23 protein-coding genes are annotated in these 24,980 nt (G+C 65.3%); 6 read left to right on the forward strand and 17 right to left on the reverse strand.

Translation table 11 applies throughout. From position 1 onward, the window contains the following. Positions 1-13: 13 nt before the first annotated feature. From AB5K84_RS29845 to AB5K84_RS29875, 7 genes are all read right to left on the reverse strand, one after another. Positions 14-787, reverse strand: a complete 774-nt coding sequence (locus AB5K84_RS29845) for an SDR family NAD(P)-dependent oxidoreductase (RefSeq protein ID WP_011086235.1) — start codon at positions 785-787, stop codon at positions 14-16. 11 nt (positions 788-798) lie between these two features. Beyond that, the gene (locus tag AB5K84_RS29850; RefSeq protein ID WP_231166678.1) at positions 799-1,824 is read right to left on the reverse strand and encodes an acyl-CoA dehydrogenase family protein; all 1,026 of its coding nucleotides are present in this window, start codon (positions 1,822-1,824) and stop codon (positions 799-801) included. 39 nt (positions 1,825-1,863) lie between these two features. Beyond that, complete coding sequence (locus AB5K84_RS29855; protein ID WP_011086233.1) at positions 1,864-2,634, reverse strand: SDR family NAD(P)-dependent oxidoreductase; 771 nt, start codon at positions 2,632-2,634, stop codon at positions 1,864-1,866. A 46-nt stretch (positions 2,635-2,680) separates the two neighbouring features. Further along, on the reverse strand, positions 2,681-3,892 hold the full coding sequence (locus AB5K84_RS29860) for an acyl-CoA dehydrogenase (RefSeq protein ID WP_011086232.1): 1,212 nt from the start codon (positions 3,890-3,892) through the stop codon (positions 2,681-2,683). A gap of 57 nt (positions 3,893-3,949) precedes the next feature. Next, on the reverse strand, positions 3,950-5,167 hold the full coding sequence (locus tag AB5K84_RS29865; RefSeq protein ID WP_011086231.1) for an ABC transporter substrate-binding protein: 1,218 nt from the start codon (positions 5,165-5,167) through the stop codon (positions 3,950-3,952). Positions 5,168-5,230: 63 nt separating this feature from the next. Continuing rightward, the gene (locus tag AB5K84_RS29870; RefSeq protein ID WP_011086230.1) at positions 5,231-7,354 is read right to left on the reverse strand and encodes an acetate--CoA ligase family protein; all 2,124 of its coding nucleotides are present in this window, start codon (positions 7,352-7,354) and stop codon (positions 5,231-5,233) included. Position 7,355: 1 nt separating this feature from the next. Continuing rightward, a complete protein-coding gene (locus AB5K84_RS29875; protein ID WP_011086229.1) occupies positions 7,356-8,126 on the reverse strand; it encodes an enoyl-CoA hydratase/isomerase family protein in 771 nt (256 codons plus the stop codon). Between the two features lie 188 nt (positions 8,127-8,314). Between AB5K84_RS29875 and AB5K84_RS29880 the strand changes: the two genes are divergently transcribed. Continuing rightward, positions 8,315-9,292, forward strand: a complete 978-nt coding sequence (locus AB5K84_RS29880; protein ID WP_038965963.1) for a tripartite tricarboxylate transporter substrate binding protein — start codon at positions 8,315-8,317, stop codon at positions 9,290-9,292. A 26-nt stretch (positions 9,293-9,318) separates the two neighbouring features. Here AB5K84_RS29880 and AB5K84_RS29885 read toward each other — a convergent pair whose 3' ends face one another. After that, positions 9,319-9,993, reverse strand: coding sequence for a TetR/AcrR family transcriptional regulator (locus AB5K84_RS29885; protein WP_011086227.1), 675 nt, complete (start codon positions 9,991-9,993; stop codon positions 9,319-9,321). A gap of 109 nt (positions 9,994-10,102) precedes the next feature. Here AB5K84_RS29885 and AB5K84_RS29890 point away from each other — a divergent pair, with 109 nt between their 5' ends. Next, the gene (locus tag AB5K84_RS29890; RefSeq protein ID WP_011086226.1) at positions 10,103-10,987 is read left to right on the forward strand and encodes an SMP-30/gluconolactonase/LRE family protein; all 885 of its coding nucleotides are present in this window, start codon (positions 10,103-10,105) and stop codon (positions 10,985-10,987) included. A gap of 12 nt (positions 10,988-10,999) precedes the next feature. Here the strand turns inward: AB5K84_RS29890 and AB5K84_RS29895 are convergent, their stop codons facing one another. Then, a complete protein-coding gene (locus tag AB5K84_RS29895; RefSeq protein ID WP_011086225.1) occupies positions 11,000-11,917 on the reverse strand; it encodes a LysR family transcriptional regulator in 918 nt (305 codons plus the stop codon). Positions 11,918-12,040: 123 nt separating this feature from the next. On the opposite strand from AB5K84_RS29895, the gene AB5K84_RS29900 reads away from it, so the two are divergent. The 3 genes from AB5K84_RS29900 to AB5K84_RS29910 all read left to right on the forward strand — a co-directional run bounded on the left by AB5K84_RS29900 (position 12,041) and on the right by AB5K84_RS29910 (position 14,041). Next, a complete protein-coding gene (locus AB5K84_RS29900) occupies positions 12,041-13,123 on the forward strand; it encodes an LLM class flavin-dependent oxidoreductase (protein WP_011086224.1) in 1,083 nt (360 codons plus the stop codon). A 55-nt stretch (positions 13,124-13,178) separates the two neighbouring features. Beyond that, a complete protein-coding gene (locus tag AB5K84_RS29905) occupies positions 13,179-13,673 on the forward strand; it encodes a flavin reductase family protein (RefSeq protein ID WP_060911395.1) in 495 nt (164 codons plus the stop codon). A gap of 68 nt (positions 13,674-13,741) precedes the next feature. Then, positions 13,742-14,041 carry a hypothetical protein gene (locus AB5K84_RS29910; RefSeq protein ID WP_038965974.1) on the forward strand — a complete coding sequence of 100 codons (300 nt, stop codon included), beginning with the start codon at positions 13,742-13,744 and terminating at the stop codon, positions 14,039-14,041. A gap of 11 nt (positions 14,042-14,052) precedes the next feature. Here the strand turns inward: AB5K84_RS29910 and AB5K84_RS29915 are convergent, their stop codons facing one another. From AB5K84_RS29915 to AB5K84_RS29925, 3 genes are read right to left on the reverse strand one after another with little or no spacing between them, the layout of a single operon-like run. Then, on the reverse strand, positions 14,053-14,493 hold the full coding sequence (locus AB5K84_RS29915) for a RidA family protein (RefSeq protein ID WP_011086222.1): 441 nt from the start codon (positions 14,491-14,493) through the stop codon (positions 14,053-14,055). 18 nt (positions 14,494-14,511) lie between these two features. Next, positions 14,512-15,690, reverse strand: coding sequence for an acyl-CoA dehydrogenase family protein (locus tag AB5K84_RS29920; RefSeq protein WP_011086221.1), 1,179 nt, complete (start codon positions 15,688-15,690; stop codon positions 14,512-14,514). A 16-nt stretch (positions 15,691-15,706) separates the two neighbouring features. Then, complete coding sequence (locus AB5K84_RS29925; protein ID WP_011086220.1) at positions 15,707-18,025, reverse strand: bifunctional salicylyl-CoA 5-hydroxylase/oxidoreductase; 2,319 nt, start codon at positions 18,023-18,025, stop codon at positions 15,707-15,709. 293 nt (positions 18,026-18,318) lie between these two features. On the opposite strand from AB5K84_RS29925, the gene AB5K84_RS29930 reads away from it, so the two are divergent. Beyond that, a complete protein-coding gene (locus AB5K84_RS29930) occupies positions 18,319-18,825 on the forward strand; it encodes a MarR family winged helix-turn-helix transcriptional regulator (RefSeq protein ID WP_011086218.1) in 507 nt (168 codons plus the stop codon). A 13-nt stretch (positions 18,826-18,838) separates the two neighbouring features. Here the strand turns inward: AB5K84_RS29930 and AB5K84_RS29935 are convergent, their stop codons facing one another. The 5 genes from AB5K84_RS29935 to AB5K84_RS29955 are packed head-to-tail and all read right to left on the reverse strand — an operon-like array spanning position 18,839 to position 24,961. Then, complete coding sequence (locus AB5K84_RS29935; RefSeq protein ID WP_011086217.1) at positions 18,839-20,503, reverse strand: ATP-dependent acyl-CoA ligase; 1,665 nt, start codon at positions 20,501-20,503, stop codon at positions 18,839-18,841. Between the two features lie 9 nt (positions 20,504-20,512). Beyond that, positions 20,513-21,670, reverse strand: a complete 1,158-nt coding sequence (locus tag AB5K84_RS29940; RefSeq protein WP_038965975.1) for an ABC transporter substrate-binding protein — start codon at positions 21,668-21,670, stop codon at positions 20,513-20,515. Between the two features lie 57 nt (positions 21,671-21,727). After that, complete coding sequence (locus AB5K84_RS29945; protein WP_038965976.1) at positions 21,728-22,510, reverse strand: cyclase family protein; 783 nt, start codon at positions 22,508-22,510, stop codon at positions 21,728-21,730. A gap of 34 nt (positions 22,511-22,544) precedes the next feature. Next, complete coding sequence (locus tag AB5K84_RS29950) at positions 22,545-23,786, reverse strand: SDR family NAD(P)-dependent oxidoreductase (protein ID WP_011086214.1); 1,242 nt, start codon at positions 23,784-23,786, stop codon at positions 22,545-22,547. After that, the gene (locus tag AB5K84_RS29955; protein WP_011086213.1) at positions 23,783-24,961 is read right to left on the reverse strand and encodes a thiolase family protein; all 1,179 of its coding nucleotides are present in this window, start codon (positions 24,959-24,961) and stop codon (positions 23,783-23,785) included. Before AB5K84_RS29955 ends, AB5K84_RS29950 begins: the two co-directional genes overlap by 4 nt. Between the last annotated feature and the right edge of the window lie 19 nt (positions 24,962-24,980).

Here is a 24,980-nt window from a genome sequence, read left to right on the forward strand (position 1 = left end):
CGCAATGGTCCCGTCAGGCAATGTTCGTCAGGGTGATGCCGCCGTCGACGGTGAGCACCTGCGCCGAGATGAAGCCGCTCTCGTCACCGGCGAGGAAGCAGATGGCCTTGGCGATATCGTCGACCGTGCCGAGCCGCCCCAGCGGCGTTCTCGCGACGCGGCGTGCATCGAGTTCGGCGTTACGATTGCGCATCGTTCCTTCGGTCGGAATCGCCGAGGGCGCCACGGCGTTGACGCGGATGTTGCGCGCACCGAGCTCGGCTGCGGCAGCGCGCGTGATGCCCATGACGCCCGCCTTGATGCCGCTGTAGACGATGCTGTTCTTCGCCGAGATCAGGCCGGCCACCGAAGCGACGTTGACGATCGCGCCGCCGCGTTCCGCATCCATGACCTCGGCGGCGGCCTGGATACCCCACATCACCGCCTTGAAACCGATGTTGAGCATGCGTTCGACAGTCTCCGGCGCGATGTCCGCGACCGACTGATAGCGGACCCAGGCCGCGTTGTTGACGAGGATGTCGAAACGCCCCTGCTGCTCCGCCAATCCAAGCACCGCCTGCCGCATGCCGTCGCGGCTCGACACGTCCTGCGTGACGGCTACGGCCTTGCCGCCGGCCGCCTTGATCGCGTCCACCGTGCCATCGACGAATTCCGGCTTCAGGTCGTTGACACCGACGATCGCACCGCGTCCGGCGAGCCGAAGCGCAGTCGCACGGCCGATGCCGTTTCCGGCGCCGGTGACAAGTGCGACGCGCCCCGCGAGCGTCTGATCCCTGGTCTCGGTCATGGTCGTCTCCTTCATGCTTCCGCCTCGGCGAACGGTGCAACTTCCGATACGTAACGGCGGCCGAACGTGCTGATCAGGCCGCTGGCATCGCCCTGGGCCTGAAGCGTACGGATGCGGCGCAGATGGCGATGCACCGGCACATCCCATGTGAAGCCCATGCCGCCGTGAATCTGTAGCGCGCCCTCGCTGATCGAGCTGCCATAGGTCGCCGCGGCCAGGAACGCCGCATCACGCTGGACCGGACCGCCCCCCTCGGACAGGCAGCGCGTGATCGCGTGACGGATGCTTTCGAGCCCGAGCTTCTGGCGCGCCAAGGCATGCCGGATGGCCTGATTGTAGGACAGGGCGTGGCCGAACTGGCGGCGCGTCGACGCATGTTCCTGCGCGAGCGCCAGGCATGCTTCGGCGGATCCCAGGATAGCGGCGGCGCGGAGCACGTTGGCGTCCGAGTTGAGCAAATCCCATGTGCCAGCCGGCAGGACGGAGCCGATCGGGACTTCAACTTTCTGGAGCCGCACCACGTGCTCCGGCACGGTCAGATCGAGGCCGGCCGCTTCCTCCACCACAACGCCTTCGGCATCGGTCGGGATCAATGCAGCGGTGCCCGCGTTCATCCGTACCAGGATGTAGTCGACCTTCGCCGCGCAGGCCGCGCGCGCGACCGTGCCGCTCAGCACCTGCAACCCCCCTTCCCGTTCGGCGAGGGCCTCACCCTGCCAGGCGATCGTTGCCAATTTCTCGCCGGAAACGATCGCGGCGGCAAGACGCGTCAGCGACGACTGCAGCAGGCGACCGACGAGGATGGTCTCCAGGAGCGGAAATCCGAGCAATCCCGCATGAGCGGCCGCGATCACCGGCACCGCGAAGCCGAGCGGCAGGGCCAGCCCCCCGACCTCCTCATCCGCGATGACGCCGAGCAGACCGTCACCGGCGAGATTTTGCGCCTGTTCGCGAACAGCCAGGCCTGCACATGCGGTCACGGCGCGTGCCGCGGTTGCGGCGAACTCGTCGGGCTGAAGTCCTTCGGCCATGATCATCACTGTCCTCTTCGAAAACTGCGCGACTACAATTGCTCACTAGGCAAGATACCCGCCGTCGACGGGCAGGATGACGCCGTTGACATAGGACGCCATCGCCGAGGCGAGAAAGATCACCGGCGCTGCGATCTCTTCGGGCTGTCCCACGCGCTTCAACGGCGTGCGCGCCATCAGGCCGGACAGCCGCGCCGGATTCCCACGGGTGCTCTCGCTCATTTCGGTCGCGATGATGCCGGGCGCGACGGCGTTGACCCGGATGCCATCGGGCGCGAGATCGCGGGCAAGCGCCTGCGTGAACAGCCTCACCGCCCCCTTGGACGATGAATAGCCAACCGTACCACCCATGCTACCGAAGGCCGCGACGGAGGCAACGTTGATGATGGTTCCCGGCGATTTGCGTAGCGCGGGAATGAACGCATGAACCACGTTGAAGGTGCCGTTGACGTTGACATCGAACACCTGCCGCCAATTCTCGTGAGCGCGCGGGCTGTCGATCGGCTCGCGGATGATGATCCCGGCGTTGTTGACGACGACGTCGGCGAGGCCAAGCTCCTCATCGACCCGCCTGGCCACCTCGCCGCAGGCCAAAGCATCAGTCACGTCGAGCGAACAGCCGATTGCCTCCTTGCCTCCGTCCCGGATCTCGCGTGCAACGGAGTCTGCCCGGTCCTGCCCCAGATCGGTCACGACGACCCTTGCCCCGGCAGCGGCCGCGCCCAACGCGATGGCGCGCCCGATCCCTTGGCCCGCTCCCGTCACCACGACGAGACGATCCTTCAACAAGCCCGCCTGCCCCCGTCCGTCGGACATCACCGGCTCCCTGTTGTTCGTAACGAGGCAATGCGCGGGAAGACCATCACTTGCCTCGCGACAGCTGGAGGATGCGATCGGCGATGATGCCGAGCTGGATCTCGGTCGTGCCGGCATAAATCGTCTCGGCGCGCGCCTGAAGGTAGATGGCTTCGAACCGGCGCCGCGCCACCGTGATCGCCGGGTTCTGCGGCAGCGATGCCTGCGAGAGCAGTTCAATCGCAAGCGCCGCAAAGCGCTGATGCGATTCGCTCCAATAGAGCTTCGCAAGGCTGCCGCGCGCTCCGATCTTGTCGCCGTTGACGAGCGCCTCGACGGCCGTCTCGACATGCGCCTTCAGCACCTCGATCTCGACGGCGACCTCGCCGAGCCTGACGGCGTAATGCCGGTCCGCGACCATTGCCGACAGCGCCGGGTCCGTCTTGCAAGCCGAAATCAGGTGGCGCAGTTCGTTCTCGAAGCGCCAGGCGCGGTACATGCGGTTGGTCGCCCGCTCGATCTCCAGCACGCGGATGGCTGCGGCCCAGCCCTCGTCCGGCGCGCCGATCGCATCGGCCTGGGCCACTTCGACGTCGTCGAAGAAGACCTCGCAGAAGCTCTCGCGTCCGTCGATCGATTTGATGGTGCGCACGCGCACGCCGTCGGCATCGAGCGGCACCGCGAACATGGCAAGGCCGCGATGACGATCCTCCAGCGGACCGGTGCGGGCGAGCACGAGACAGCGTTGCGCCCGGTACGCGCCGCTGGTCCAGATCTTCTGGCCGGTGATCTGCCAGTCGTTGCCATTTCGCGTGGCGCGAGTGCGAAGCCCGGCAAGGTCGGACCCCGCTTCGGGCTCGGAAAATCCCTGACACCAGATGTTGCGCATCTCGAGGATGGCGGGCAGGAACCGCCGTTTCTGCTCCTCGCTGCCGACGGCCAGGATGATCGGACCGGCGAGTTCCTTGCCGATCGAGTTGACGCTCTCCGGCATCGCCAGCGCGCCGATCTCCTGATTGGCGATCAAATGCTCGCGCAAGGAGCGGCCGTGCCCGCCATAGGCCTGGGGCCACGTAATGCCGGTCAGGCCGGCGCGGTACATCGCCGCCTCCCACGTCACGGACTGCTGGAGCGTGGGCGGCGCGAATGCGGCACTGTCGCCGCGGAAGCTGGCGGGCAGATTGGCATGCAGCCAGCGATGCACCGCATCGCGATAGGCCGCGCCCGCCAGGCTCTCGCTCGCGACCGGATACGTCGACACCGCTTCAACTACACTCATCGCCTGCTTCCCGCCTTCGCCATACGTGCCGTCATGTCTGGGCCGCCTGTCCGTTCTTCACTGCGACTTGAGCAGATCGCAGGCGCTCTCCGAGGCCGGCCGCCACGCATCCTCCGGCGCGATCGTGCCGGTGATCTCGTAATAATCGTAGGTGTATTTGGACTCCGACGGAGCCTTGATCCGCGCGACATAGAGCGGACGCATCACCTGGCCGTCAGCCCTGATGCTGACGTTGTTCATCTCGAAATCGTTGATCGGCGTGTTCTTCATCTGCCGCATCACGGCATCGCCGTCGTCGGAGCCGGCGGCGGCCACCGCCTTCAGATAATGCGTGATGGCGCTGTAGGTGGCCGCCTTGCCCTCGTTGAGAAGCTGACCGTTCGTCGCCTCGGCATAACGTTTGGCAAACGCCCGGCTCTCCGGCGTCATGTCCCAGTAGAACGGCGTCGTCAGCCGCACGTTCTGGAGGTCCTTGAGCCCGATGCCATGCGTCTGGCTGATCATGAGGCCGAGGGGAACGAGGAGTTGCGTCCTGGTCAGCCCGAACTCCTGGGCCTGCTTGATCGCATTGGCGAAATCCGCACCCGAATTGGCGAGCGCAATTGCCTTGGCGCCGCTGGCCTGTGCCGTCAGCAGGAATGAGGAGAGATCCGACGAGTTGAGCGGATGCAGCACCGAGCCCACCACCTTGCCGCCACCCGCTTGGATGAACTTCGTCGCGTCCGCCTGCCAGGCCTTGCCGAAGGCATAATCCACCGTCAGGAAGAACCAGGAGTCGATGCCCTGCGCGAGCAGGGCCTTCACCGTGGCTTTCGGCTGGGCATAGGTATCGACGACCCACTGCGTGGTCATGGGCGAGCATTTGTCGTTGGTGAAGAACGATCCCGCGGTGCCGGCCAGCATGTACGGCTTCTTGCGGTTCTTCATGATGTCTTGCACCGCAAGCCCGATCGACGACGCCGAGCAGCCGACGATGGCATCGACACCTTCATTGTCGACCCACCGCAGCGCAATGGCGACGCCGACATCTGGCTTGTTCTGGTCGTCGGCGATCACGAGCTCGATCTTCTTGCCGTTGACCGCTCCACCGAAATCGCCGACCGCGAGTTTGGCGGCCGCGACCGAACCGAGGCCGCAATTGTCGGCATAGGGACCGTTCTGGTCATTCATGATACCAATCTTGACCACATCGCCCGATATGCCCTGTGCGGACACGGGCGCATGGGTCAGCAGCAAGGCAATCATGCCGAGCGCCGTGATTGTCGATCTCTTCACCGTTTCCTCCTGCTTTTACGCGTTTCCTCTGGGCCGGCTTCTGCCGGCTCTATTTGTTGGGATTCAGTGGGTTGGCGGCGCACCGCGCGGGATCAGCAGCGCGTCGAGCGCCACGGCTCCCTCGCCTTTGGCGCGTAACAGCAACGGGTTGACGTCGATCTCCGCGATCGTGTCGGTATGCGCGGCGGCAAAGCGCGACAACGCGGCAACGGCCCGGGCCGCGGCGTCGAGGTCGGCGCGCGGCCGGCCACGCGCGCCGTCGAGCACCGCGAACGCCCTGAGAGATTTCAGCATCGCCATGGCCTGCGTCTCGCTGACCGGCGCCATCTGCACGGCAGAATCCTGGAGGCTCTCCGCGAAGATGCCGCCGAGGCCGACCATCACCACCGGCCCGAACAACGGATCGATGCGGCTGCCCAGGATCAGCTCGGCGACGCCCTTGGCCATCGGCGCCACGATCACGCCGTCGATTGTCGCGTTGGGCGCATTGGTGGCGACGCGGTCGAGCATCTGGGCATAGGCGCGCCGGACTTCGGCTTCCGAGCCAACGCCGACGACCACGCCGCCGACCTCCGTCTTGTGCGGCAGGTCGGGCGAGGCGATCTTTAGCACCACGGGATAACCGATCTCGGTGGCAGCGCGCGCCGCTGCATCCGCATCCTGTACCAGACGCTCGGCCAGCACCGGCACACCGGCCTCGGCAAGTGCGCGCTTGGCGCCGAGCTCGTGGCGGAATGCATCGGCTGCCAGCGGCCCCGCCTGCTCGATCGCAGCTGGCACGTCCTGCGGCCGTTTCGACACCCCCTGCAGCCGCACCAAGGCAGCGATAGTTGCGCAGCAGCCATCGAAGCTTTCCACCGTCGGAAAGCCCAGCGCGTGCAGCTCGGTCAGCGCGTCCTCCGGGCCGTCGACGCAAAGGACGATCGGACGCTGGGGGAACTGCGCGCGGATGTTGCGCAGCGTGTCCATGTAGATGGAGCGCAAGCGCGGCAGATGCAGCGAGAACGGCAGCGGCAGGATCACCGTATCGGCCCGATCGTCCGCCACGACGGCGGTCATGATCTTCTCCAGAAGATCTGGGCGGCTCGACATCTGCGCCGTGGCGTCGACCGGGTTGCGGGCCGATGCAAAGGGCACCAGCTCAAGAATCTGGCGCTGCGTCTCCTGGCCGAGTTCCGGCAGCGTCAACCCGACCGACTGCGCGGCATCCGCGAGCAACACGCCGAAGCCGCCCGACGCCGTGAGGATCGCGATGCCTGGGCCCTTCGGCAGCCGGTCCGGCAGCAGGATCGATGCCGCATGACCGAGATCGATGAGTTCGTCGATGCTGCGGACGCGCACCGCACCGCAACGGGCAAACAACGCGTCGAACACCGCGTCCGATCCTGCCATCGCCCCGGTGTGCGAGGCCGCGGCGGCCTGGCCTGCCGCGGACGTGCCGATCTTCATGGCGATGACGGGCTTGCCGGCATCGCGCGCCTCTTCAAGTGCGGAGATCAGGCGGCCGGCATCGCGGCACGCCTCGAGGCAGCACAGGATCACCTTGGTGGCGGGATCGCGCGCCATCCAGGCGATACCGTCGGCGATATCGACGTCGCACTCGTTACCTGTGGTGATGAAGCGGCTGACGCCGACGCCGCGCTCGCTGGCGAGCCGCATGGTGTAGCTGCCGAGATTGCCGCTCTGCGACACGATGCCGAGCGAGCCGGCCGCCGGCATGCTGTGCTCGAGCACGATCGAGAACGTCGCGATGCTCTTCTCGGCGACGCTGACCGCGCCAAGACAGTTCGGCCCCAGCAAGCGCATGCCGCTGTTGCGCGCGGCCAGGCGCAGCCGGTCCTGCATCGCGCGGCCCTGCTCGCCGAGCTCGGCAAAGCCCGACGAGAACACGACGACACTGCGGACGCCGCGGGCCGCGCATTGTTCCACGGCCTCGCCGGCGCGCTCCGCATCGACCGCGATGATGGCGAGATCCGGCGCCTCCGGCACTTCGGCGACGGAAGCATAGGCCTTCAGTCCCTGCACCGTCACAGCCTTCGGGTTGACCGGATAGATACGGCCTGCATAGCCGTGGCGGCGCAACAGGTCGACCGGCCGACCGCCGATCTTGGTCGCCTCCTGCGAGGCGCCGATGATCGCGATCGAGCGCGGCGACATCAGCGCGTCGAGACCTTCTCCCGGCCGCATCTCAGCGCCCCTTGAACACCGGCGTGCGCTTCTCCAGGAACGCCATCCGCGCTTCCTTGGCGTCCTCGGTCTTGGAGAGAGCCATCGTGATGTTCTGCTCGAAGCGGTAGGCATCGCGCGGCGGCATGAGCTCGACCATGTTCGCCGCATTCTTGGCATATTCCATCGCGATCGGGCTCTTCGAGGCGATCTCGCGGGCGAGCTTCATCACCTCGGGGATCAGGTTCTCCTTGGTCGTGCAAGCCTCGATGATGCCGAGGCGATAGAGCTCGGTGGCCGGCACGCGATAGCCGGTGAAGAACATGCGGCGCATCAGGGAGCGGCCGAACAACGTGTTCAGCATGGCGGCACCGCCGGCGAGCCCGACGTTGATCTCGGGCATGCCGAAGACGGCCTCTTCGCAGGCGTAGAAGATGTCGCAGGAGGCCATCAGGCCGACACCGGCGCCGAGCGCAACGCCGTTGATCGCCGCGATGACCGGCTTGGAGCATTCGCGAATGCAATTGCCGGCCTCGCGTGTGATCCGGTTGTGGCTGTGAAACGCGCCGATCTTGGTCGGGTCCGGACGGTCCTTCAGATCCGCGCCGCTGCAGAACACCTTTCCGGCTCCGGTCAGGATCGCGACCCTGACATCGCTACGCTCGGAAATCTCGTCGAACACGCTCACGATGCGATCGCGCATGGCACGATCGAGCGCGTTCACGGGAGGACGGTTCAGCGTCACCAGCGCGATGTGATCGGACACTTCGAGGGTGACGATATCTCCTGACATGGCTTCCTCCTGGGCTTCTGCTTGTCTTGTGTTTGTCTTGCTTGCTATTCCTGACCGATCGGTCAGCTTTTTGCGCTGATAACATCAAGCGCGGCGACTTGCAATATCCTATCGATGTCCTATTGACCGACCGATCGGTCAGTTATTAGATTTCGCGACAAGCAAGAACGACCGTGAGGAGGACTCCCATGCCCAGGATCAGCCGACGCCAGGCGACAACTCTCATCGCCGGCGCCCTCGTCGCCCCGCTTGGCGCGCCTGCAATCGTGAGGGCCCGCGCGTCGCAGATCTTCATCATCGTGCCCTATGCGCCCGGCGGCTCCATCGACAGCCTGATGCGCTCGATCGCGAAGGCCATGGCGGAAACCTTGGACCAGCCCGTTCTCGTCGACAACAAGCCGGGCGCCAACGGTATCGTCGGATCGCAATATGTCGCGCGCGCGCCGAAGGACGGATCGGTCCTGCTGGCCGGCGGCACCGGGCCGATTTCGCTGAACGTGCTGCTCCGCAAGAACTTGCCCTACAAGCTCGAGGACTTCGCCTCGGTCGCCATGCTCTGCAACGGGCCGCTGTCGCTGACCGTGAACGCACGGACGCCGGCCGCCGACGTGAAGAGCTTCGTCACCTACGCCAAGGGGCGCGACAAGCCGCTGTTCTACGCCACGCTCGGTCCGGGCAGCGTCACGCATTTGTTCGGGATCATGATGGGCAAGTCGATGGGATTTGCCGTCACCGAGGTTGCCTATCGCAACAATCCGGCCTCCATCATGGAGACACTGTCAGGAGAATGCGATCTCAACTTCGCAACGCCCGCCGCCGTGATCGAGCATGCGCGCGGCGGCCAGCTTCGCATCCTCGCGGTCTCCTCGGACAAGCGCATGACGAGCTTGCCCGAGATACCGACGCTCGCCGAATCCGGCTATCCCGACCTCACCGCATCGTTCTGGACCGCGCTCCACGCCCCGGCGGGCACGCCGCGCGATGTCATCGCGCGGCTGAACGCGGCAGCCAACGCCGCGATGCAGAAGCCCGAGATCGCAAAGCAGCTCGAAACCGATGGCCTGATGGTCGATACCGGCGCACCGGAGCGGCTCGACGCCCAATTGACCAAGGACGCCGCGCTCTGGGGACCGGTGATCAAGGCGCAGAACATCGCCCTGGAATGAGGCGTTGCACGCGGTGCCGCCACCGGTCAGCGTGATTTTCGCCGGCCGGCGCGAGGCGGCTCGGCGCCGGGAAGTTCGATCAACTCCCCGCTCCGCAGCCCGTTGAACAGCATGTCGAAGAATATCTCCGCGATCTGTTCCGGGGTTGCGGATTTGTTGGGATTGTACCAGCGATGCATCCAATTGAGCGAAGAGAGGATCAGCCGGCCGGTCATGGGAACGTCGACCTTGCGGATTTCGCCGGCGTCGATGGCTTCCTGGATCAGGCCGCGCAGAAAGTTCTCGAAACGGTCGCGGCGCGTCAGCCTCTCCTTGTGCCGCCGTCGGTCGGGATCGTTCCAGAAGGCGGTCGTGGAGGCGATCCAGGCCCAGCGATAGCGCCGGAAGTATTCCGCCGTGGCGACCATGAAAGCACGAATCTTCTGCGACGGCGGCCCGTCGGGAATGCGGTCGCGCACGAAAAGGTAGAGTTCGAGCGTCGAGCCGACCGCCACCCGCGCGTAGATCTCGTCCTTGTTGGAGAAATGATGGTAGAGGAGCGACTTGGAGATGCCGCAGGCGAGCGCGATGTCGCGCATCGAAGTCCCCTCAAATCCCTTGCTGGCGAACAGCCGCCCGGCCTCGGCGAGGATCTGAAGCACGCGGTCCGAGGCCTCGGCCTGGTTCGCAACGCCATCCTTCATCGTTGACAGTTCGGTCATGAACTCCGCAATCCGTTCGTCAGCCTGGCGCCAACATGAGGGTCTTTAGAATGAAACTAGGTTTTCACGGACCGATCGGTCAAGCCCGGCGATCCCTGCGCGAGGAACCATGAGCGCGGTCCGGATCACGCGAATCGGCACGACGAAGGACCAGCTCGGCGAAAGCCCGGTCTGGGATGAGCGCCGACAGCGCCTCTTCTGGATCGACGCGCTGGCCGGATCGATCCACGCCCTCGACCCCGTCACCGGCGCGACCGAGCAATTCGGCGCGCCCGCGCCGATCGGGTCGCTGGCGCTGCGGCGCGACCGCGGCGCTGTGCTCGCACTACGCCACGGATTTGCGCGCTACGATTTCGACATGCGCGTGCTGACCGAAGGTCCGTCGATCGGGCTCGACCACCCGAAGGTGCGGCTGAACGACGGAAAGGCCGATCCCTATGGACGGTTCGTGGCAGGCACGATGCACGGCGACCGCGCCCCGGATGAAGCGCCGCTCGGCGGCCTCTACCGCCTGGACGCATCGGGCGCGCTGGAGCTGCTGGAGACGGACCTCGCCGTGAGTAACGGACCGTGCTTCAGCCCCGACGGACGGACGTTCTATCTTGCCGACAGCGCAAGACGGATCATCTGGGCCTATGACTACAGCCAGGATGGCCCCCTCGCGAACAAGCGCGTCTTCGTCAACACGGAGGCGCAAGACTCCGGTTGCGATGGCGCGACGATCGATGCGGAGGGGTATATCTGGTCGGTCCTCGTGCGCATCGGCAAGATCGCGCGGTTTGCGCCTGACGGCACGATCGTGCGGACGGTCGACATGCCGATCCGCCATCCGACCAGCGTGACGTTCGGGGGAACCGATCTCGATATTCTGTACGTGACATCGATCTCGCGCAGCCACGCTCTCGGCGATGACCGCCCGGATGCCGGCGGCTTGTTCGCCGTCGAAGGCCTCGGCGTTCGCGGACCGCCGGCGCACCGGTTTGGCCCGGCCTGAGCGGCCCCTCCACTACTGCGCCGATCTCTTGACCTGCCTTGGCACGTTCTCGGCCATGTAGTCCACGAAGACCCTGATCTTCTCCGGCAGATAGCTGCTCTGGAGGAAGGTGGCGTAGATTCCTTCGTCGAAGGTGGAGTTCGTCACCCGGAAGCCCGGCAACAGGCGGACCAGGCGCCCGCTCTTCAGCTGTTCCGCCACGGTATAGTCGTCCAACAGGGCGATGCCGTGGCCGGCAACGGCGAGATCGCACAGCACCACACCATTGTTGCTGCCGAAGGACGACGGCACGACAATCTCGCGCAGCCTGTTCCTGCGCATGAACTTCCAGACGACGTCGTCAGGGCCCATCCAGTAGGTCAGGCAATTGTGGCGGGTGATGTCCTCCGGCTCGCGCAATTTCGGCATCCGGCCGACGTAGTCCGGCGAGGCCACGAGAATCCGCTCGCTCCGCAGCAGCCTTCGCAGCATGAGGCCTGGGTCTTTCGCCGCCTGGATCTGGAAATCGACGTCGAATTCATCTTCGCGAAGCTGGGGACGGCGCTCCGACAGGCGCAGCTCCACCTTCAGTTCCGGATAGAGCTTCTGAAAGCCCGGGATCAGCGGCGAGAGCACCCTGATGCCGAACAGCGTCCGCGAGTGCACCCGTAGCGTTCCGCGCGGCGCGGTCTGCAACGAAAGCGCTGCGGCTTCGGCGTCCTCGATACCGTGCAGGACCTGCTCGGTCCGCTGGAAGAAGATCTTGCCGGCGTCGGTCAATCCGAGATGGCGCGTGCTGCGGTTCAGGAGCTGCACGCCGAGCTGCGCCTCGAGCTCGCCGATGTAGCGCGACACGGACGCCGGGGAGAGCCCGACACGGCGCCCGGCCGCGGAAAAGCTGCCCTCACGGACGGCACTGACGAACAATTCCATGGCCTGGAGGCGATTCATCGATCTTTTCAGATTCTGCAAAGGACATGCTCAGAATACGTCAATTGTTCGAAAACGCTCAAGCCCGTAGCTTGCTGAGAACGGATCGCAAGAGCGACCACGATCAGGTGGAGGAAGCAACTGATGGAATTCGGCGTATTCATTCTGGCGCAGCAGCGCGGCTATCATCAGAGCTCGCAGCAGGTCATCAACAACGCCGTCGAGCAGACCGTAGCCGCCGAGCAGGCCGGCTTCGATACGGCCTGGTATGCCGAGCACCATTTCAACAATTACAGCCTCTGCCCCTCGCCGCTGATGATGGTCGCGCATTGCGCCGGCCTGACCAAGCGCATCCGGCTCGGCTCTGCCGTCTGCGTGTTGCCGCTGTATCACCCGGCGCGGCTGCTCGGCGAAATCGGCTTTGCCGACACGGTCTCGAACGGGCGTCTCGATCTCGGCATCGGCTCGGGCTACCAGAAGTTCGAGTTCGACCGCTTTGGCGTGGACCTCGAACATTCGCACGCGCTGTTCGCCGAATTCTACGACGTCCTTCACGCGGGCATGCAGCAGCGCATCTTCTCCTATTCCGGCGAGCACCTGAAGATGCCGCCGACCGCCATCGCGGTGCGCACGGTGCAGAAGCCGATGCCGCCGATCTGGGTCACGTCCGGCCACGGCGAGACGCTCGGCCGCGCCATTCGCGACAACCACAATCTGTTCGTCACTGCGCTGCTGAACGGCCTCGATGCCATCAAGGCCCTGCGCGAACGCCTCGAGGGGATCGCCGCCAACGAAGGCCGCTCCATCGACGACACGCGCTTCGGCTTCCTGCGCTGCGCCTATGCCAGCGACAATGACAGCGAGATCCAGTCGTACCTGGACAATGCGCGCTTCCAGCGCCGGCTCTCCGAAAGCTTGAAGTTCCGACGCGCCCAGAGCGACGACGGCTATCTGATCAAGGAAGAGGCCGGGCCGAACGACATGAGCCTGGAGACGATGCGGGACAACCTGCCCGTCGGCAGCGTCAACCAGGTGATCGACCGCATGCTGGAAGAGATCAGCATTCTCAGACCGACCCACATCGCGCTTCAGACCCAGCTCGGCGATTTCGACCAGCGCACGATGCTGCGCCAGATCGAGCTATGGGGCAGCAGGATCATTCCCGCGATCCGGAAAGAGCTGAAATCCGGCCGTGGCAAGGTCGCAGGCGAAGCCGTTTCGGCGTAACGCAACCGGCGAGAAGCGAGCCCGGAGGTACGTCATGGGATGTCAGATGTCTCAAATGACCGATTTCCGCTCAGTCGAAGCCGCGGAGTTTCGGCTGGCCATGCGTAACCTCGCGAGCGGCGTCGCAATCGTGGCGACGGGAACAGAGACGGCGCGGCGCGGGCTGACGGTCAGCTCCGTGACCTCGCTGTGCATGGACCCGCCCTGCCTGCTCGTCGGCGTCAATTCGAGCTCCGAAACCCACACCGCCATCCTAGCCAACGGCCGCTTCGGGATCAGTCTCCTCGGCAGCGGGCAGGAAGATCTGGCGCTGCGTTTCGCCGGTGGCGCCAAGGGCATCGACCGCTTCGCGACGGCGCCGTGGGAGCAAGGCGTGCTTGACGTGCCATTGCTCGAGCCTGCGATCGGCGCGCTGGAATGCGTGCTGCACCATCATCAAATGGTCGGCACGCACGGCCTCTTCATCGGCAGGATCGTGGCCACCCGCGGTGGGAACGGCAATCCCCTGGTCAATTTTCAGGGCGCGCTGCGCGCGTTGCCGCAGGGTTAAATGGACTTCAGGCCTGCCGAGGCCGGTACCATCGCGTCCCGGCGCGCCAGAATCAAAGGAGCGGCACCGTGATCATCGAATGCTTCGCCGGCGGCAGCGTCCGACTGGACGAACCGCTCGACTTTCGCAAGTTCAAGCTGGTGTTGCATGCCGGCGCATCGCCGGAAGTGCTGGCCCGGACCGGGATCACGCTTCTTGATGATCGCGATGCGCTCGTCTCGATTGATCTGGTCCCCACCCTGGAGGGCCGCCCCAACGATGCAAGCTGGGATCGGCAACATGCCGAGATGGTGGCCAAGGCCCGCGAGCATGGCTGGATCGATATCCCGCGAAATGCGATCCGGGCCCACGTCGAACCAGCCCTGTAGGCCGCAATCCTTCAGCGCGGAACGACAGCCGTCGCTTCAATCTCGACGCGCGCTGCCGGCTCGACAAGGCGCACGACCTGAACGAGCGCCATGCTCGGATAGTGGGTGCCGATCACCTCGCGATAGGCTTTGCCGAGCGCCTTGAGATTGGAGACGTATTCGTCCATGTCCACGACATACCAGGTCAGACGAACCAGATGATCCGGCCTTGCGCCGCCTTCGGCCAGGATCGCGACGACGTTCTCGAGCGCCTGGCGGACCTGCGCAACAAATCCATCGCCAAACCGGCCTGAAACGTCCCAGCCGACGACGCCGCCGGTCACGACGAAGCGCCCGTCGGCCATCATGCCGTTCGCATATCCCTTTGGCTGCGGCCAGCCACCGGGCTGGAGCACCTGCAAACCGTTCGCCATGTCGCGCGCCGCTGCGCCCGGCTGTCTCGTCACACTCATCGGTTTCTCTCTATCGTCTCAGCGCGATTTCAGTAAATCGCGCGCCACAATCAGTTTCTGAACCTCGGTCGCGCCCTCGTAGATGCGCAACGCCCGGATTTCGCGGTAGAGGCTTTCGACCACCTCACCCTTGCGCACGCCGCGTCCGCCGAACATCTGGACCGCGCGGTCGATGACGCGCTGTGCGGTCTCGGTCGCCGTCAGCTTCGCCATGGCCGCTTCGCGCGTCGTCGGAAGCTTCTGGGCATCGCGGCGCCAGGCTGCGCGATAGGTCAGGAGCGCGGCAGCGTCGGTGTCGGTTGCCATGTCGCCGAGCGCGGCCTGGGTCAATTGGAGATCTCCCAGCGTCGCGCCGAACATGCGTCGGCTGCGCGCGTGCGACAGCGCCTCGTCGAGCGCCCGCCGGGCGAAGCCGAGGGCCGCGGCCGCGACCGACGCGCGAAAAATGTCCAGCGTCTGCATCGCCAGCTTGAACCCGCCGCCCGGCGCGCCGAGGCGACGGCTCGCCGGGATCCGGCAATTGGCAAAGCGCAACGTCGCCAGCGGATGCGGCGCGATGACGTCGATGCGGTCGGCGATACCGAAACCAGGATCATCGGGAAAGACGACGAAAGCCGAGATGCCGCGGGCGCCCGGCGCCTCGCCCGTTCGGGCGAACAGCGTGTAGACGTCGGCAATGCCGCCGTTGGAGATCCAGGTCTTCTCGCCGTCGATGACGTAGTCGTCGCCGTCGGCGCGCGCCGCGCAGGACATCGCCGCGACATCCGATCCCGCCTCCTTCTCGGACAGCGCGAAGGCCGCAAGCCATTCGCCGGAGCGAACCTTCGGCAGCACGGCCTTGCGCAGCTCGGCCGAACCGCCGAGCGCGATCGCACCGGAGCCGAGCCCCTGCATGGCGAAGGCGAAATCGGCAAGGCCGTCGGCATAGGCGAGCGACTCGCGCGACAGGCAGATCGAGCGGGAATCGATCGTCGTCGCATCGCCGTCGGGCGCCGCGACCGCGCAATCGAGCAGGCCCGCCTCGCCCATCGCGCGCACGAGCTTGCGGCAGGCGCCATCGACATCGCGATGATCGATTGTCTCGAGCGCCCCCGACTGCACGAAGCGGTCGAGCCGCTCGCCGATCGTGTGATGGCGCGGTTCGAAAAACGGCCAGTCCAGCCAGTCGCGCTTGATGACCTTTGCCACGGCGCTCATCTGATCCCTCCTCCGCTCACTGCGCGCTAGCTGCCGCGGCGCGCGCCAGATTGCTTTCGTATTGCCCCTTGGCGGACAGATACTGCTTCGGCCAATTGACCGACGTGATGCCGATGCGCGCGGCTTCGTGCAACGTCCAGGCCGGGTCGGCCAGATGCGGCCGCGCAATGGCGCAGAGGTCGGCGCGGCCGGCCGCGAGGATCGAGTTGGCGTGATCGGCCTCGGAGATCGCGCCGACTGCAATGGTCTCGATGCCGACTTCGTTGCGGATCAGGTCGGCGAACGGCGTCTGGAACAGGCGTCCATAGATCGGCCGCTCTTCCTTCCAGACCTGCCCCGACGAACAATCGATCACGTCCGCACCCGCCTCCTTGAACATCGCGGCGAAGATCGCCGCATCGGCCGGAGTGTTGCCGCCTTCGGTCCAGTCATGGCAGGACAGGCGCACCGACATCGGCCGATCGGACGGCCACGCCGCGCGCATCGCCTTGAACACCTCGAGCGGAAAGCGCGCACGGTTCTCGTGGCTGCCACCGTATTCGTCCGTGCGCCGGTTGGTCAGCGGCGACAGGAAGCTCGACAGCAGATAGCCGTGGGCGCAATGGAGCTCGAGCCACTCGACGCCGGCCGACGCCGCACGATGTGTTGCCGCGACGAAATCGTCGCGCACGCGGTCCATGTCGCTGCGGTCCATGGCGCGCGGCAACTGGCTGTGGGGCAGATACGGCAAGGCCGACGCGGAGATCAGAGGCCATTCACCGGATTCAAGGGGTTGATCGATCCCTTCCCATGGCACTCTAGTCGCGCCCTTGCGCCCGGCATGGCCGAGCTGGATTCCGACCTTGGCGTGTCCCAGGCTGTGGATCAGGCCAACCAGTCGGCGCCACTGCGCCTCTTGCGCATCGTTCCAGAGCCCGAGGCAACCCGGCGTGATCCGCGCATCCGGCGAAACGCAGGTCATCTCGGCAAAGATCAGCGCAGCGCCACCCATGGCGCGCGCGCCGAGATGGGCGATGTGGAAGTCGTTGATGAGACCGTCCTCAGCCGAATACATCGCCATTGGCGACACCATGATGCGGTTCGCGAGCGAAAGGCCGCGCACGCGGTGCGGCGTCAGCATCGGCGGCAGCACCCGCTCGCCGTCCTTGACAGCGATGCCCGAGCGCGCGGCGAACCAGCGCTCAAAACCTTCCAGCCAGGTGCGGTCGCGCAAACGAAGGTTTTCGTGGCTGATGCGCTGGGAGCGCGTCAGCATCGAATAGAAGAATTGCGGCGGCTCGAGCGTATCGGCATAGCGCCGGCCGACCACCTCAAACCACTCCATGGCGTTGCGCGCCGCGTTCTGGATGCGCGCCACGTCGACGCGGCGCACCTCCTCATACGCTTCCAGCACGGTTTCGATGCCGGCGCGGCCGTGACCGTGGCGATCGAACTGATTGGCGAGCTCGATGGCGTCGTCGAGCGCGAGCTTGGTGCCCGACCCGATCGCGAAATGCGCGGTGTGCGCGGCGTCTCCCATCAGCACGACATGAGACTTGCCGTTGAACACGCTCCATTTGCCGCAGATCAGGCGGCTGAAATTGAGCCAGGCCGAGCCGCGCAGATGGCGGGCGTTGGTCAGGAGCTTCGCGCCATCGAGCGTCTCGGCGAAGATCTTTTCGCAGAAATCGATCGAGGCCTGCTGATCGAGCTCGCCAAGCCCGTGGGCATTGTAGGCTTCTTCCGTGGTCTCGACGATGAAGGTCGAGGTCTCCGCGTCAAACTTGTAGATGTGCGCCTGGAACCAGCCGTGCTCGGTCCTCTGAAAATCGAACGTGAAGGCGTCGAACGCCTTCTTGGTGCCGAGCCAGATGTAGCGGTTCGGCCGGATCACCATGTCGGGCTGGAATTGCTCGGCATAGCGCGCGCGGATTCTGGAATTGACGCCGTCGCAGGCGACGATCAGGTCGGCCTCGGGAAATTCGAGATCGGACTCGACGTCGCGCTCGAAGACGAGCTCGACACCCAGCGCCTCGCAGCGCCTCTGAAGAATATTGAGCAGATGCTTGCGCCCGATGCCGATGAAGCCATGGCCGGTCGTGCGCTGGCGCGTGCCCTTGAAGACGAGCTCGATATCGTCCCAGTGATTGAAAGCGTCCTCGATCTCGGTCGCGCTCTCGGGGTCGGCAAGGCGCATCGCCGACATCATGGCATCGGAGAACACGACCCCCCAGCCGAACGTATCGTAGGGCTTGTTGCGCTCGACGACGGTGATGACGTGATCCGGATGCCGGCGCTTCATCAGCAGGCCCAGATAGAGACCCGCCGGGCCGCCGCCGATACAGACTATGCGCATGATCCCTCGCTTTCGCGCGCCGCGCCGTGTGCCTGAGCTCTCGCTCGAATTATTTTAAGCATAAAGTATTTTGTCGGCATGGGCCTTGTCAAGGTGGGTTCTGCAAGGAGCCTGGGCGACGCGCCCGGCGCCACAGCGCCGATCTTGAGATACAATGCAAGGTGGACACACGGCAGAGCCGAATCCGAGGCACCCAGGCTCAGCCTTGAATTTACTTTTGGCACGAACTATCTTGCGGGCATCCACGAGAGCTGCACCAGCTTTCATCAGGCCACCAAGCCCGGGAGATTCGATTGGCGCTCGCGAAGGAGTCCACGCCTGTTTCAGCCAGGAATGGGGCGGATCAGGAGGCCGAGTACAGGGCTCAAACGCGAGTTTGGCTCCGGCTGCTCGCCTGCACGACCTTGATCGAGGGGGAGCTGCGGCGCCGGTTCCGTGAAGAGTTCGATTTTACCATGCCCCGCTTCGATGTTCTCGCCCAGCTCGACCGCGAGCCGAGCGGTCTCGTGCTGGGAGAGCTGCCCAAGCGCCTGATGGTCTCGGCCGGGAACCTCACGCCGATCGTGGACCGCCTCGTCGCGGATGGATACATCACCCGCACAGCGTCGAACCTCGACCGCCGCGTGCAGATCGTCTGTATGACGGTCGAAGGCCGCAAGACCTTCAGGCGAATGGCCAAGAGCCACGGCGCATGGCTCGCCGAGCTGCTGGCGGATTTCCCGGCGGACCGGTTCGACGGATTGATCGGCGAGCTCGACGACCTCAAGGGCGCCGTCAGGGACGCGCTGCAAAAACCCTGAGCGGACGCGACGGTCAGCGTCGCAACCTTACTCCGGCTGCCTCGCGATCCCATGTGTCCGCGGTGACGCCCGCTTCGCACAGCACGCCCTTCTTGATCTTGCCGTTCTCCGTCAACGGCATCTGGCTCAGAATGCGCACATAGCGCGGGATGGCGAAATAGGCGATCTGCCCTTCGCAATGCTTGACGACGTCGACGGGCTCCAGCGACTGGCCCGGTTCCAGCAGGACCGCAACCGCAACCTCGTCCTCTCCCAATTCCGACGGCAGCGGGTAGATCGCGCAAGCGGCGACCGCGGGATGGGACTGGATGGTCTGCTCGACCTCCCACGAAGATACGTTCTCGCCACGCCTGCGGATCGAATCCTTCATGCGGTCAATGAAGCGATAATGTCCGTCGGCATCGCGAACGACCCGATCACCCGAGTGGAACCACAGATTGCGCCAGGCCTCGATCGTCTTCTCCGGCATGCCGAAATAGCCGGTGGCGAAAGCAAAGGGTTCGCTTGCGCGAAGCACGAGCTCCCCGGCCTGTCCATCGGGAAGCGCTGAATCATTCTCGTCGACGATCCGCGCTTCGATGCCGTCGGCCAGATAGCCCATCGTTCCCGGACGATCGGACGGGATCGTGCCGGCGAACACGAAATTGGTCTCGGTCGAGCCATAGCCGTCGACCAGCGGCACGCCAAATCGCTCGAGGAACGGCGCGTGGATTTGCGGCGGCACACCGCCGCCAAGCGCAACGCGAAGACGATGCGCCGAATCGTTCGCATTCTTCGGCTGCGCCAGAAGCATCGATGCCATCGCACCGAGCAGATAGCCGACCGTCGAATTGTGCCGTTGCGCGGCGGCCCAGAAGCCGGAGGCGGAGAACTTCGGCTCCAGCACATAGGTGCATCCGTTCAGGAGCGCCTGATAGAACGCATTCAGCGCGTTGGTGTGGAACAGCGGCAGCGTCGTGAACAGCACATCGCCCTCGCGGATGCCGAGCGCCCGCGCCGAATAGATGCCCCACCAGAACAGTTGCGCCTGCGGACAACACACGCCCTTTGCGGGCCCCGTGGTGCCGGATGTGTAGAGGATCGCAACGGTGTCGCCGGGGCGCACGGCGCCCGCCGGGGCCGCGGCTCCGAGAGCCGGCAATGGCAACGCGGAAAGCCCGGCATCGACCGCCCCGCCGGCAGCTCCGACGATCCAGGTCCGAGGCGGCAGCTCGACACCTGCCTCGACACTCTCGATCGCGGCAACGAACTGAGCCTCGACGACAAGGAGCGCGGGACGCGAGTTGCGGAAGATGTGGGAGAGCTGGAAGCCGCGGAGCGCTGTATTGATCGGGACCGCGATGGCCCCGAGCCACGCACAGCCGAGGTAGACCTGTAAAAACTCCGGACGGTTCGAACACATCAGCGCGACCCGATCGCCCGGCTTGATCCCCGCATCGACGAGCGCCTGGGCCGCCGCGGCCGCGATCGCCGCGGTCTGCGCAAAGGTCCAGCGCGTCTCGCCCGCGACCAGCAGGACGCGATCGCCATAGCGTTCCGCCTGCCGCGTGAGGATGGTGGAAAGGATCCGCTCCGACGGTGGAAACGACGTCACCGCGCGCGCCCAGGCCGGCGTCGCGTTCTCCCGTCCGGCCGCTGCGCCGGCGTTCGCCGGCCCCTCGTTTTCCGCCACGATCATGCGTCCGCCTCAGGGCAACAGCTTGTATTTGCCGTCCTCGATCTGGACCAGGATGCGCGAGCGATCGTCGACGCCATGCCGATCAGCCGGCGTGTAGGTGTAGACGCCCTGCGTCCCCACGACCTCCTTGGTCGTGAACAGCGCCTGACGAAGCGCGGTCCGAAATTCCGGCGAGCCGGGCTTGGCGCCGGTTGCCATCGCACGCTTGGCGGCATCGGCGAACACCAGCCAGCCGTCGAAGGAATAGGACGAGAATGAATCCGTCGGCGCCTCGCCGTTGGCCTTCTCGAAGGCCGCACGGAAATCCAGCGCAACCTTCTGAATCGGATTGCTGGCAGGAAGCTGCTCCGCCGCGGTCACCGGTCCGGTCGGACAGATGATGCCGTTGGCGGCCTTGCCGGCAAGACGGAGGAAATCGGCACTGATCATGCCGTGATTGCCGTAGAGCGGCCCCTTGTAGCCGCGCTCGGACAGCGCGATGACCGGCAGCGCACCGGGCGTTCCCGTTCCACCCAGCATGATCGCATCGGGACGCGCGGCGATCGCGCGCAGCACCTGGGCCGTGACCGAAGAGTCCGAACGCGCGTAGCGCTCATTGGCGATCACCTTGATGTCCGCCGACTTGGCGGCCTGCACCAGGGAATCGTAGAAGAGGTCACCTAACGCGTCGGAGAAGCCGATGAAGGCGACGCTCCTCAATCCCTTCGCCTTCATGTTGTCGACGATGCCCTGCAACAGCAGCGGCGTCGGTTGCGGCGTCTGCACGACCCAGGGACCGCCCTCGCCCGGCGGCACCGGCGCGATCGGGGACACCGCGATCATCGGAATCTTCATCTCGATAGCCGCAGTCGCCATTGCGAGCGTCTGGGGCGCACCGGACGTGCCAATGAGGACATCGACTTTTTCCTGCTCGACGAGTTTGCGGGCATTGCGCGCCGACGACGTCGGATCGGAGCCGTCATCGAGCTGGATGACCCGAATCTTCTCGCCGCCGATCTCGCCGATATAGGCCTGGCCCGCCGCGATCCCCTTCGCGTTCGGAATCCCAATCGACGACACCGGCCCACTGAGACCGGTGACGAAGCCGACGAGAATATCGGCTTGCGCAATGTGCGGGACGGCAAGAAGCAACGCAGTGGAGGCCAGCAGACTCTTGATCAAGTTCATGGCACCTGTCCTTCGTGAGAATGTCTTGTTCCGATTGGCAAGCGCCATGGATTCAGTTCAGGTTGACGAAACCAGCGCGATGACGCGAAGCGGACTGCCGGAGCCATTCTGGATCTTCAGCGGCGAGGCGACGATGACAGCCCCGGTGGCGGGAAGCTGATCCAGGTTGCACAGGCATTGCAGGCCGTAGCGACCCGCGCCGTGCAGGAAGTGATGCGCCGGATAAGGCGGCTCGAAATGGCCGGCCTGCCCTGCATCCGTGCCGATGGTCTCGGTGCCAAATCCGATGACGCCGCGCTCCTCCACCAGCCACTTCATGACATCAGGGTTCGGGCCCGGCGTGTGCGCGCCGTCATCCCTGAGATTGGAGTAGTCGCGCCAGCCCTTCTTCGACCAGTCGGTCCTGAGCAGCACCCAGTTCCGCTCGGGGATCCGGCCGTGCTTGGCTTCCCAGGCTTCCACGAGCGGGACGGTCAGCAGGAAATCGGGATCCTGCGCCGCCTGCGCGGAGCAGTCGATGACGCAGGCCGGCGCGATCATGTCCTTGGCCGGCATCGTGTCGACGGCATTGTTCGGCAGGTTCTTGCCGGTGAACCAGTGAATCGGCGCATCGAAATGCGTGCCGGTGTGCTCGCCGAACGTGACATTGTTCCAATACCAGGCCGGGCCGCGACCGTCGTATCGCGAGATTTCCTGGATACGGACCGGCGCCGCCTGGCCGAACTCCGGCGGCAGCACGATGACCGGAAAGTCCGGACTGAGCGTGAAAGTCAGATCGACGACGCGCACCGCGCCGGAAGAAATCGCACCCGCCAGCTCCAGGAGATTGTTGCTTTGCATCGTCACGTCCTCCGGCTTGGTTGAAATCTCGATGTCACCTGTCGAGCTCGCGCTCGAGCGCTTTCGGATTGGCCGCGAGACGTTGCCGTATCTCTTCGGCGACATCTCCGACATACATCTCCTCGAGCCCGCCTCTCAGCCCCGATACGATCGCCTGCGCGATGGCGCGCGGCGCGACCTTCGGCGGCGGCACGGTCTGGAACCATTCGGTGTCGACAGGCCCGGTGAACAGATTCATCACCTTGACGCCGCCGGGCCTGAGCTCGGCACGAAGGCAGTGCGAGAGCGACAGGCACGCCGCTTGCGAGGCCGAGTAGGCGCCAAAGGCAGGCCAGTTCGCCAGCGCATAGACCGAGAGAATGTTGACCCACGCGGCGCTGTTATTGATGCCATCGGCTCCCCGCATCCGCATGCCGGGGCCAAAGGCCTGCGCGAGGTTGATGAAGCCGAGATAGGCCTGGTCGATCTCGTCCCGCGCGATGCTCGTGCCCCTGCGGTCGAGCAGGCCGCCCGGCCGCACATATTCCGTCGTGTTGACGAGGATATCGACCTTGCCGCCGATGTCGGCGGCGAGATCAGCTGCGGATTTCTCGTCGGCTGCATCAAGGGTCACGATTTCGATCCCGTCCTGACCGCGCAGCAGATTCTCGCCGGCGAAAGGCCGCCATGGTTGGGCAACACCGACGAAGACCGTCTTGGCGCCTGCCGCCTTCAATGCGGCGACGGCTTCCTGGCCGATCACGCTGCGGCCGTTGGTCACGAGCACGCGCCGGAATTTCGGATCGGCCGTCATTTCCCGCCACTGCTTGTCGTCTGCCATGTTGGGAGTCTCCCCCTCGGGATGGGCAAAAGCCACCGCCTGGCCGCTCTTGTCGAGTTGAAACGACATGCGGACGGGCGCGCCCTCCGCGGCGTCGGCATGGAGATGTGCGACGATCGTCGGACCGCAGTCCATCTTGACGAGGCCGATGCGCCAGGGCGCCCGTTCGCGGAAATAGACGTCGCTCGGCACGCGTGCCGTCGTTTCCGCGAGAAGGACGCCTCGTCGTGGCGCATCGGCGAACGCGAGGTTGGCCGACAGGCAAGACGGACAAGCCTCCCGCGCGGGATAGGCGAAGGCACCGCAGGCATCACACTGCTGCAGCATGAAGCGGCCTTCGGCGGCTGCCCGCGTGAACCCATGCGACGTCCTGCTGCGCGGTCGCGGTGGCGAAGCAGGCAGCCGCGTCCGCAGCAGCGGGTTCTTGCGCCGGGGCGGATTGATCGGCTCTATCATCGCGACGGCCCTGCAAAGATCGCGGCGCCCGAGGCGAGACCGCGGTCGTAATTGATCATACCGAACCCCGAGGCCAAGGCGAGGTTCGCATTCCTGACCTGGGTGGAGCCTGCAGTCCCCAGAACCTGCCGCAGCCCTTCGACGAGGCCGAGATAGGCGCCGGCCGCGCCGGCCTGCCCGGCCGAGAGTTGTCCGCCCGAGGTGTTGTGCGGAAAGTCGCCATCGATGGTGAGATCGTGCTGGCGCACGAACTCGGCCCCCTCCCCCTTCTTGCAGAAGCCGAGATCCTCGAACTGCATCATCGTGATGACGGGATAGTCGTCATAGGTCTGCACGACATCGAGATCATCAGGCTTCACGCCGGCCATCGCATAGAGTTCGCCGATGTCCATCGCCCAGCCGCCACGCACCTGCATCGGATCGTCGGCGAAGGCATTGTGCCGCTCGATCGTCGACAGCAGTCGCGCCGCAGGCAGCCCCAGCGATGCCGCAGTATCTTCGCGCATTACGAGGAACGCTTCCGCGCCGGCGCAGGGCATCACGCAGTCGAACAGATGGATGGGATCGGAGATCGGTCGGGCCGCGAGATACTGTTCGAGCGTCAACGGTGCCTTCATCAACGCGTGCGGGTTGCGCAGCGCATTGGCGCGCTGGGCGACCGCGATCCTGCCGACATCCTCCCGCGTGACGCCGAAGGTGCGCATATAGTTGCGCGCGATCAGCGCGAAGCTCGCATTGGCGCCGCCCGCGCCATAGGGATAGACGGCATCCTGGTTGAAGCGCGAGAAATTCTCGAGCGTCAGCCGGAAGGAATCGACGTGGTTGGTGTCACCCGCCACGCACGCCACGATGTCGGCGTCATGAGCCTGAACCGCACGCGCCGCCTTTCGCAATCCTGCGACGGCGCTGGCGCCGCCGAGCGGGATCGTATCCAGCCATCGCACGCAAAGCCCGAAATGCTGCGTCAATCCGATCCCGCTGTCAGTCCCCATGGTGAAGCTGGAGACGCACAGACCGTCGACGTCGGAGGCTTTGATGCCGGCCTGCGCGACGAGCGCGCTGAGCGCACGGCCGATCCACCACTGCGCGCTTTCGATGGAGTAGCGCACATAGGGAATCGTGACGGGAGCCGCAATCACGACGCCGCCGTACGGTGTGCGTAAGGAATTGGTCACCGAGCGCCCGCCTCGTTCA

The organism is Bradyrhizobium sp. 1200_D9_N1_1, from assembly GCF_052075915.1.
GTDB lineage: Bacteria > Pseudomonadota > Alphaproteobacteria > Rhizobiales > Xanthobacteraceae > Bradyrhizobium > Bradyrhizobium diazoefficiens.

Bases quoted from the DNA above. Each gene is read 5' to 3' on its own strand.
- AB5K84_RS29845 (WP_011086235.1), bottom strand. From the start codon at position 787: ATGACCGAGACCAGGGATCAGACGCTCGCGGGGCGCGTCGCACTTGTC.
- AB5K84_RS29850 (WP_231166678.1), bottom strand. From the start codon at position 1,824: ATGATCATGGCCGAAGGACTTCAGCCCGACGAGTTCGCCGCAACCGCG.
- AB5K84_RS29855 (WP_011086233.1), bottom strand. From the start codon at position 2,634: ATGTCCGACGGACGGGGGCAGGCGGGCTTGTTGAAGGATCGTCTCGTC.
- AB5K84_RS29860 (WP_011086232.1), bottom strand. From the start codon at position 3,892: ATGAGTGTAGTTGAAGCGGTGTCGACGTATCCGGTCGCGAGCGAGAGC.
- AB5K84_RS29870 (WP_011086230.1), bottom strand. From the start codon at position 7,354: ATGCGGCCGGGAGAAGGTCTCGACGCGCTGATGTCGCCGCGCTCGATC.
- AB5K84_RS29875 (WP_011086229.1), bottom strand. From the start codon at position 8,126: ATGTCAGGAGATATCGTCACCCTCGAAGTGTCCGATCACATCGCGCTG.
- AB5K84_RS29880 (WP_038965963.1), top strand. From the start codon at position 8,315: ATGCCCAGGATCAGCCGACGCCAGGCGACAACTCTCATCGCCGGCGCC.
- AB5K84_RS29885 (WP_011086227.1), bottom strand. From the start codon at position 9,993: ATGACCGAACTGTCAACGATGAAGGATGGCGTTGCGAACCAGGCCGAG.
- AB5K84_RS29890 (WP_011086226.1), top strand. From the start codon at position 10,103: ATGAGCGCGGTCCGGATCACGCGAATCGGCACGACGAAGGACCAGCTC.
- AB5K84_RS29895 (WP_011086225.1), bottom strand. From the start codon at position 11,917: ATGAATCGCCTCCAGGCCATGGAATTGTTCGTCAGTGCCGTCCGTGAG.
- AB5K84_RS29900 (WP_011086224.1), top strand. From the start codon at position 12,041: ATGGAATTCGGCGTATTCATTCTGGCGCAGCAGCGCGGCTATCATCAG.
- AB5K84_RS29905 (WP_060911395.1), top strand. From the start codon at position 13,179: ATGACCGATTTCCGCTCAGTCGAAGCCGCGGAGTTTCGGCTGGCCATG.
- AB5K84_RS29915 (WP_011086222.1), bottom strand. From the start codon at position 14,493: ATGAGTGTGACGAGACAGCCGGGCGCAGCGGCGCGCGACATGGCGAAC.
- AB5K84_RS29920 (WP_011086221.1), bottom strand. From the start codon at position 15,690: ATGAGCGCCGTGGCAAAGGTCATCAAGCGCGACTGGCTGGACTGGCCG.
- AB5K84_RS29925 (WP_011086220.1), bottom strand. From the start codon at position 18,025: ATGCGCATAGTCTGTATCGGCGGCGGCCCGGCGGGTCTCTATCTGGGC.
- AB5K84_RS29935 (WP_011086217.1), bottom strand. From the start codon at position 20,503: ATGATCGTGGCGGAAAACGAGGGGCCGGCGAACGCCGGCGCAGCGGCC.
- AB5K84_RS29940 (WP_038965975.1), bottom strand. From the start codon at position 21,670: ATGAACTTGATCAAGAGTCTGCTGGCCTCCACTGCGTTGCTTCTTGCC.
- AB5K84_RS29945 (WP_038965976.1), bottom strand. From the start codon at position 22,510: ATGCAAAGCAACAATCTCCTGGAGCTGGCGGGTGCGATTTCTTCCGGC.
- AB5K84_RS29950 (WP_011086214.1), bottom strand. From the start codon at position 23,786: ATGATAGAGCCGATCAATCCGCCCCGGCGCAAGAACCCGCTGCTGCGG.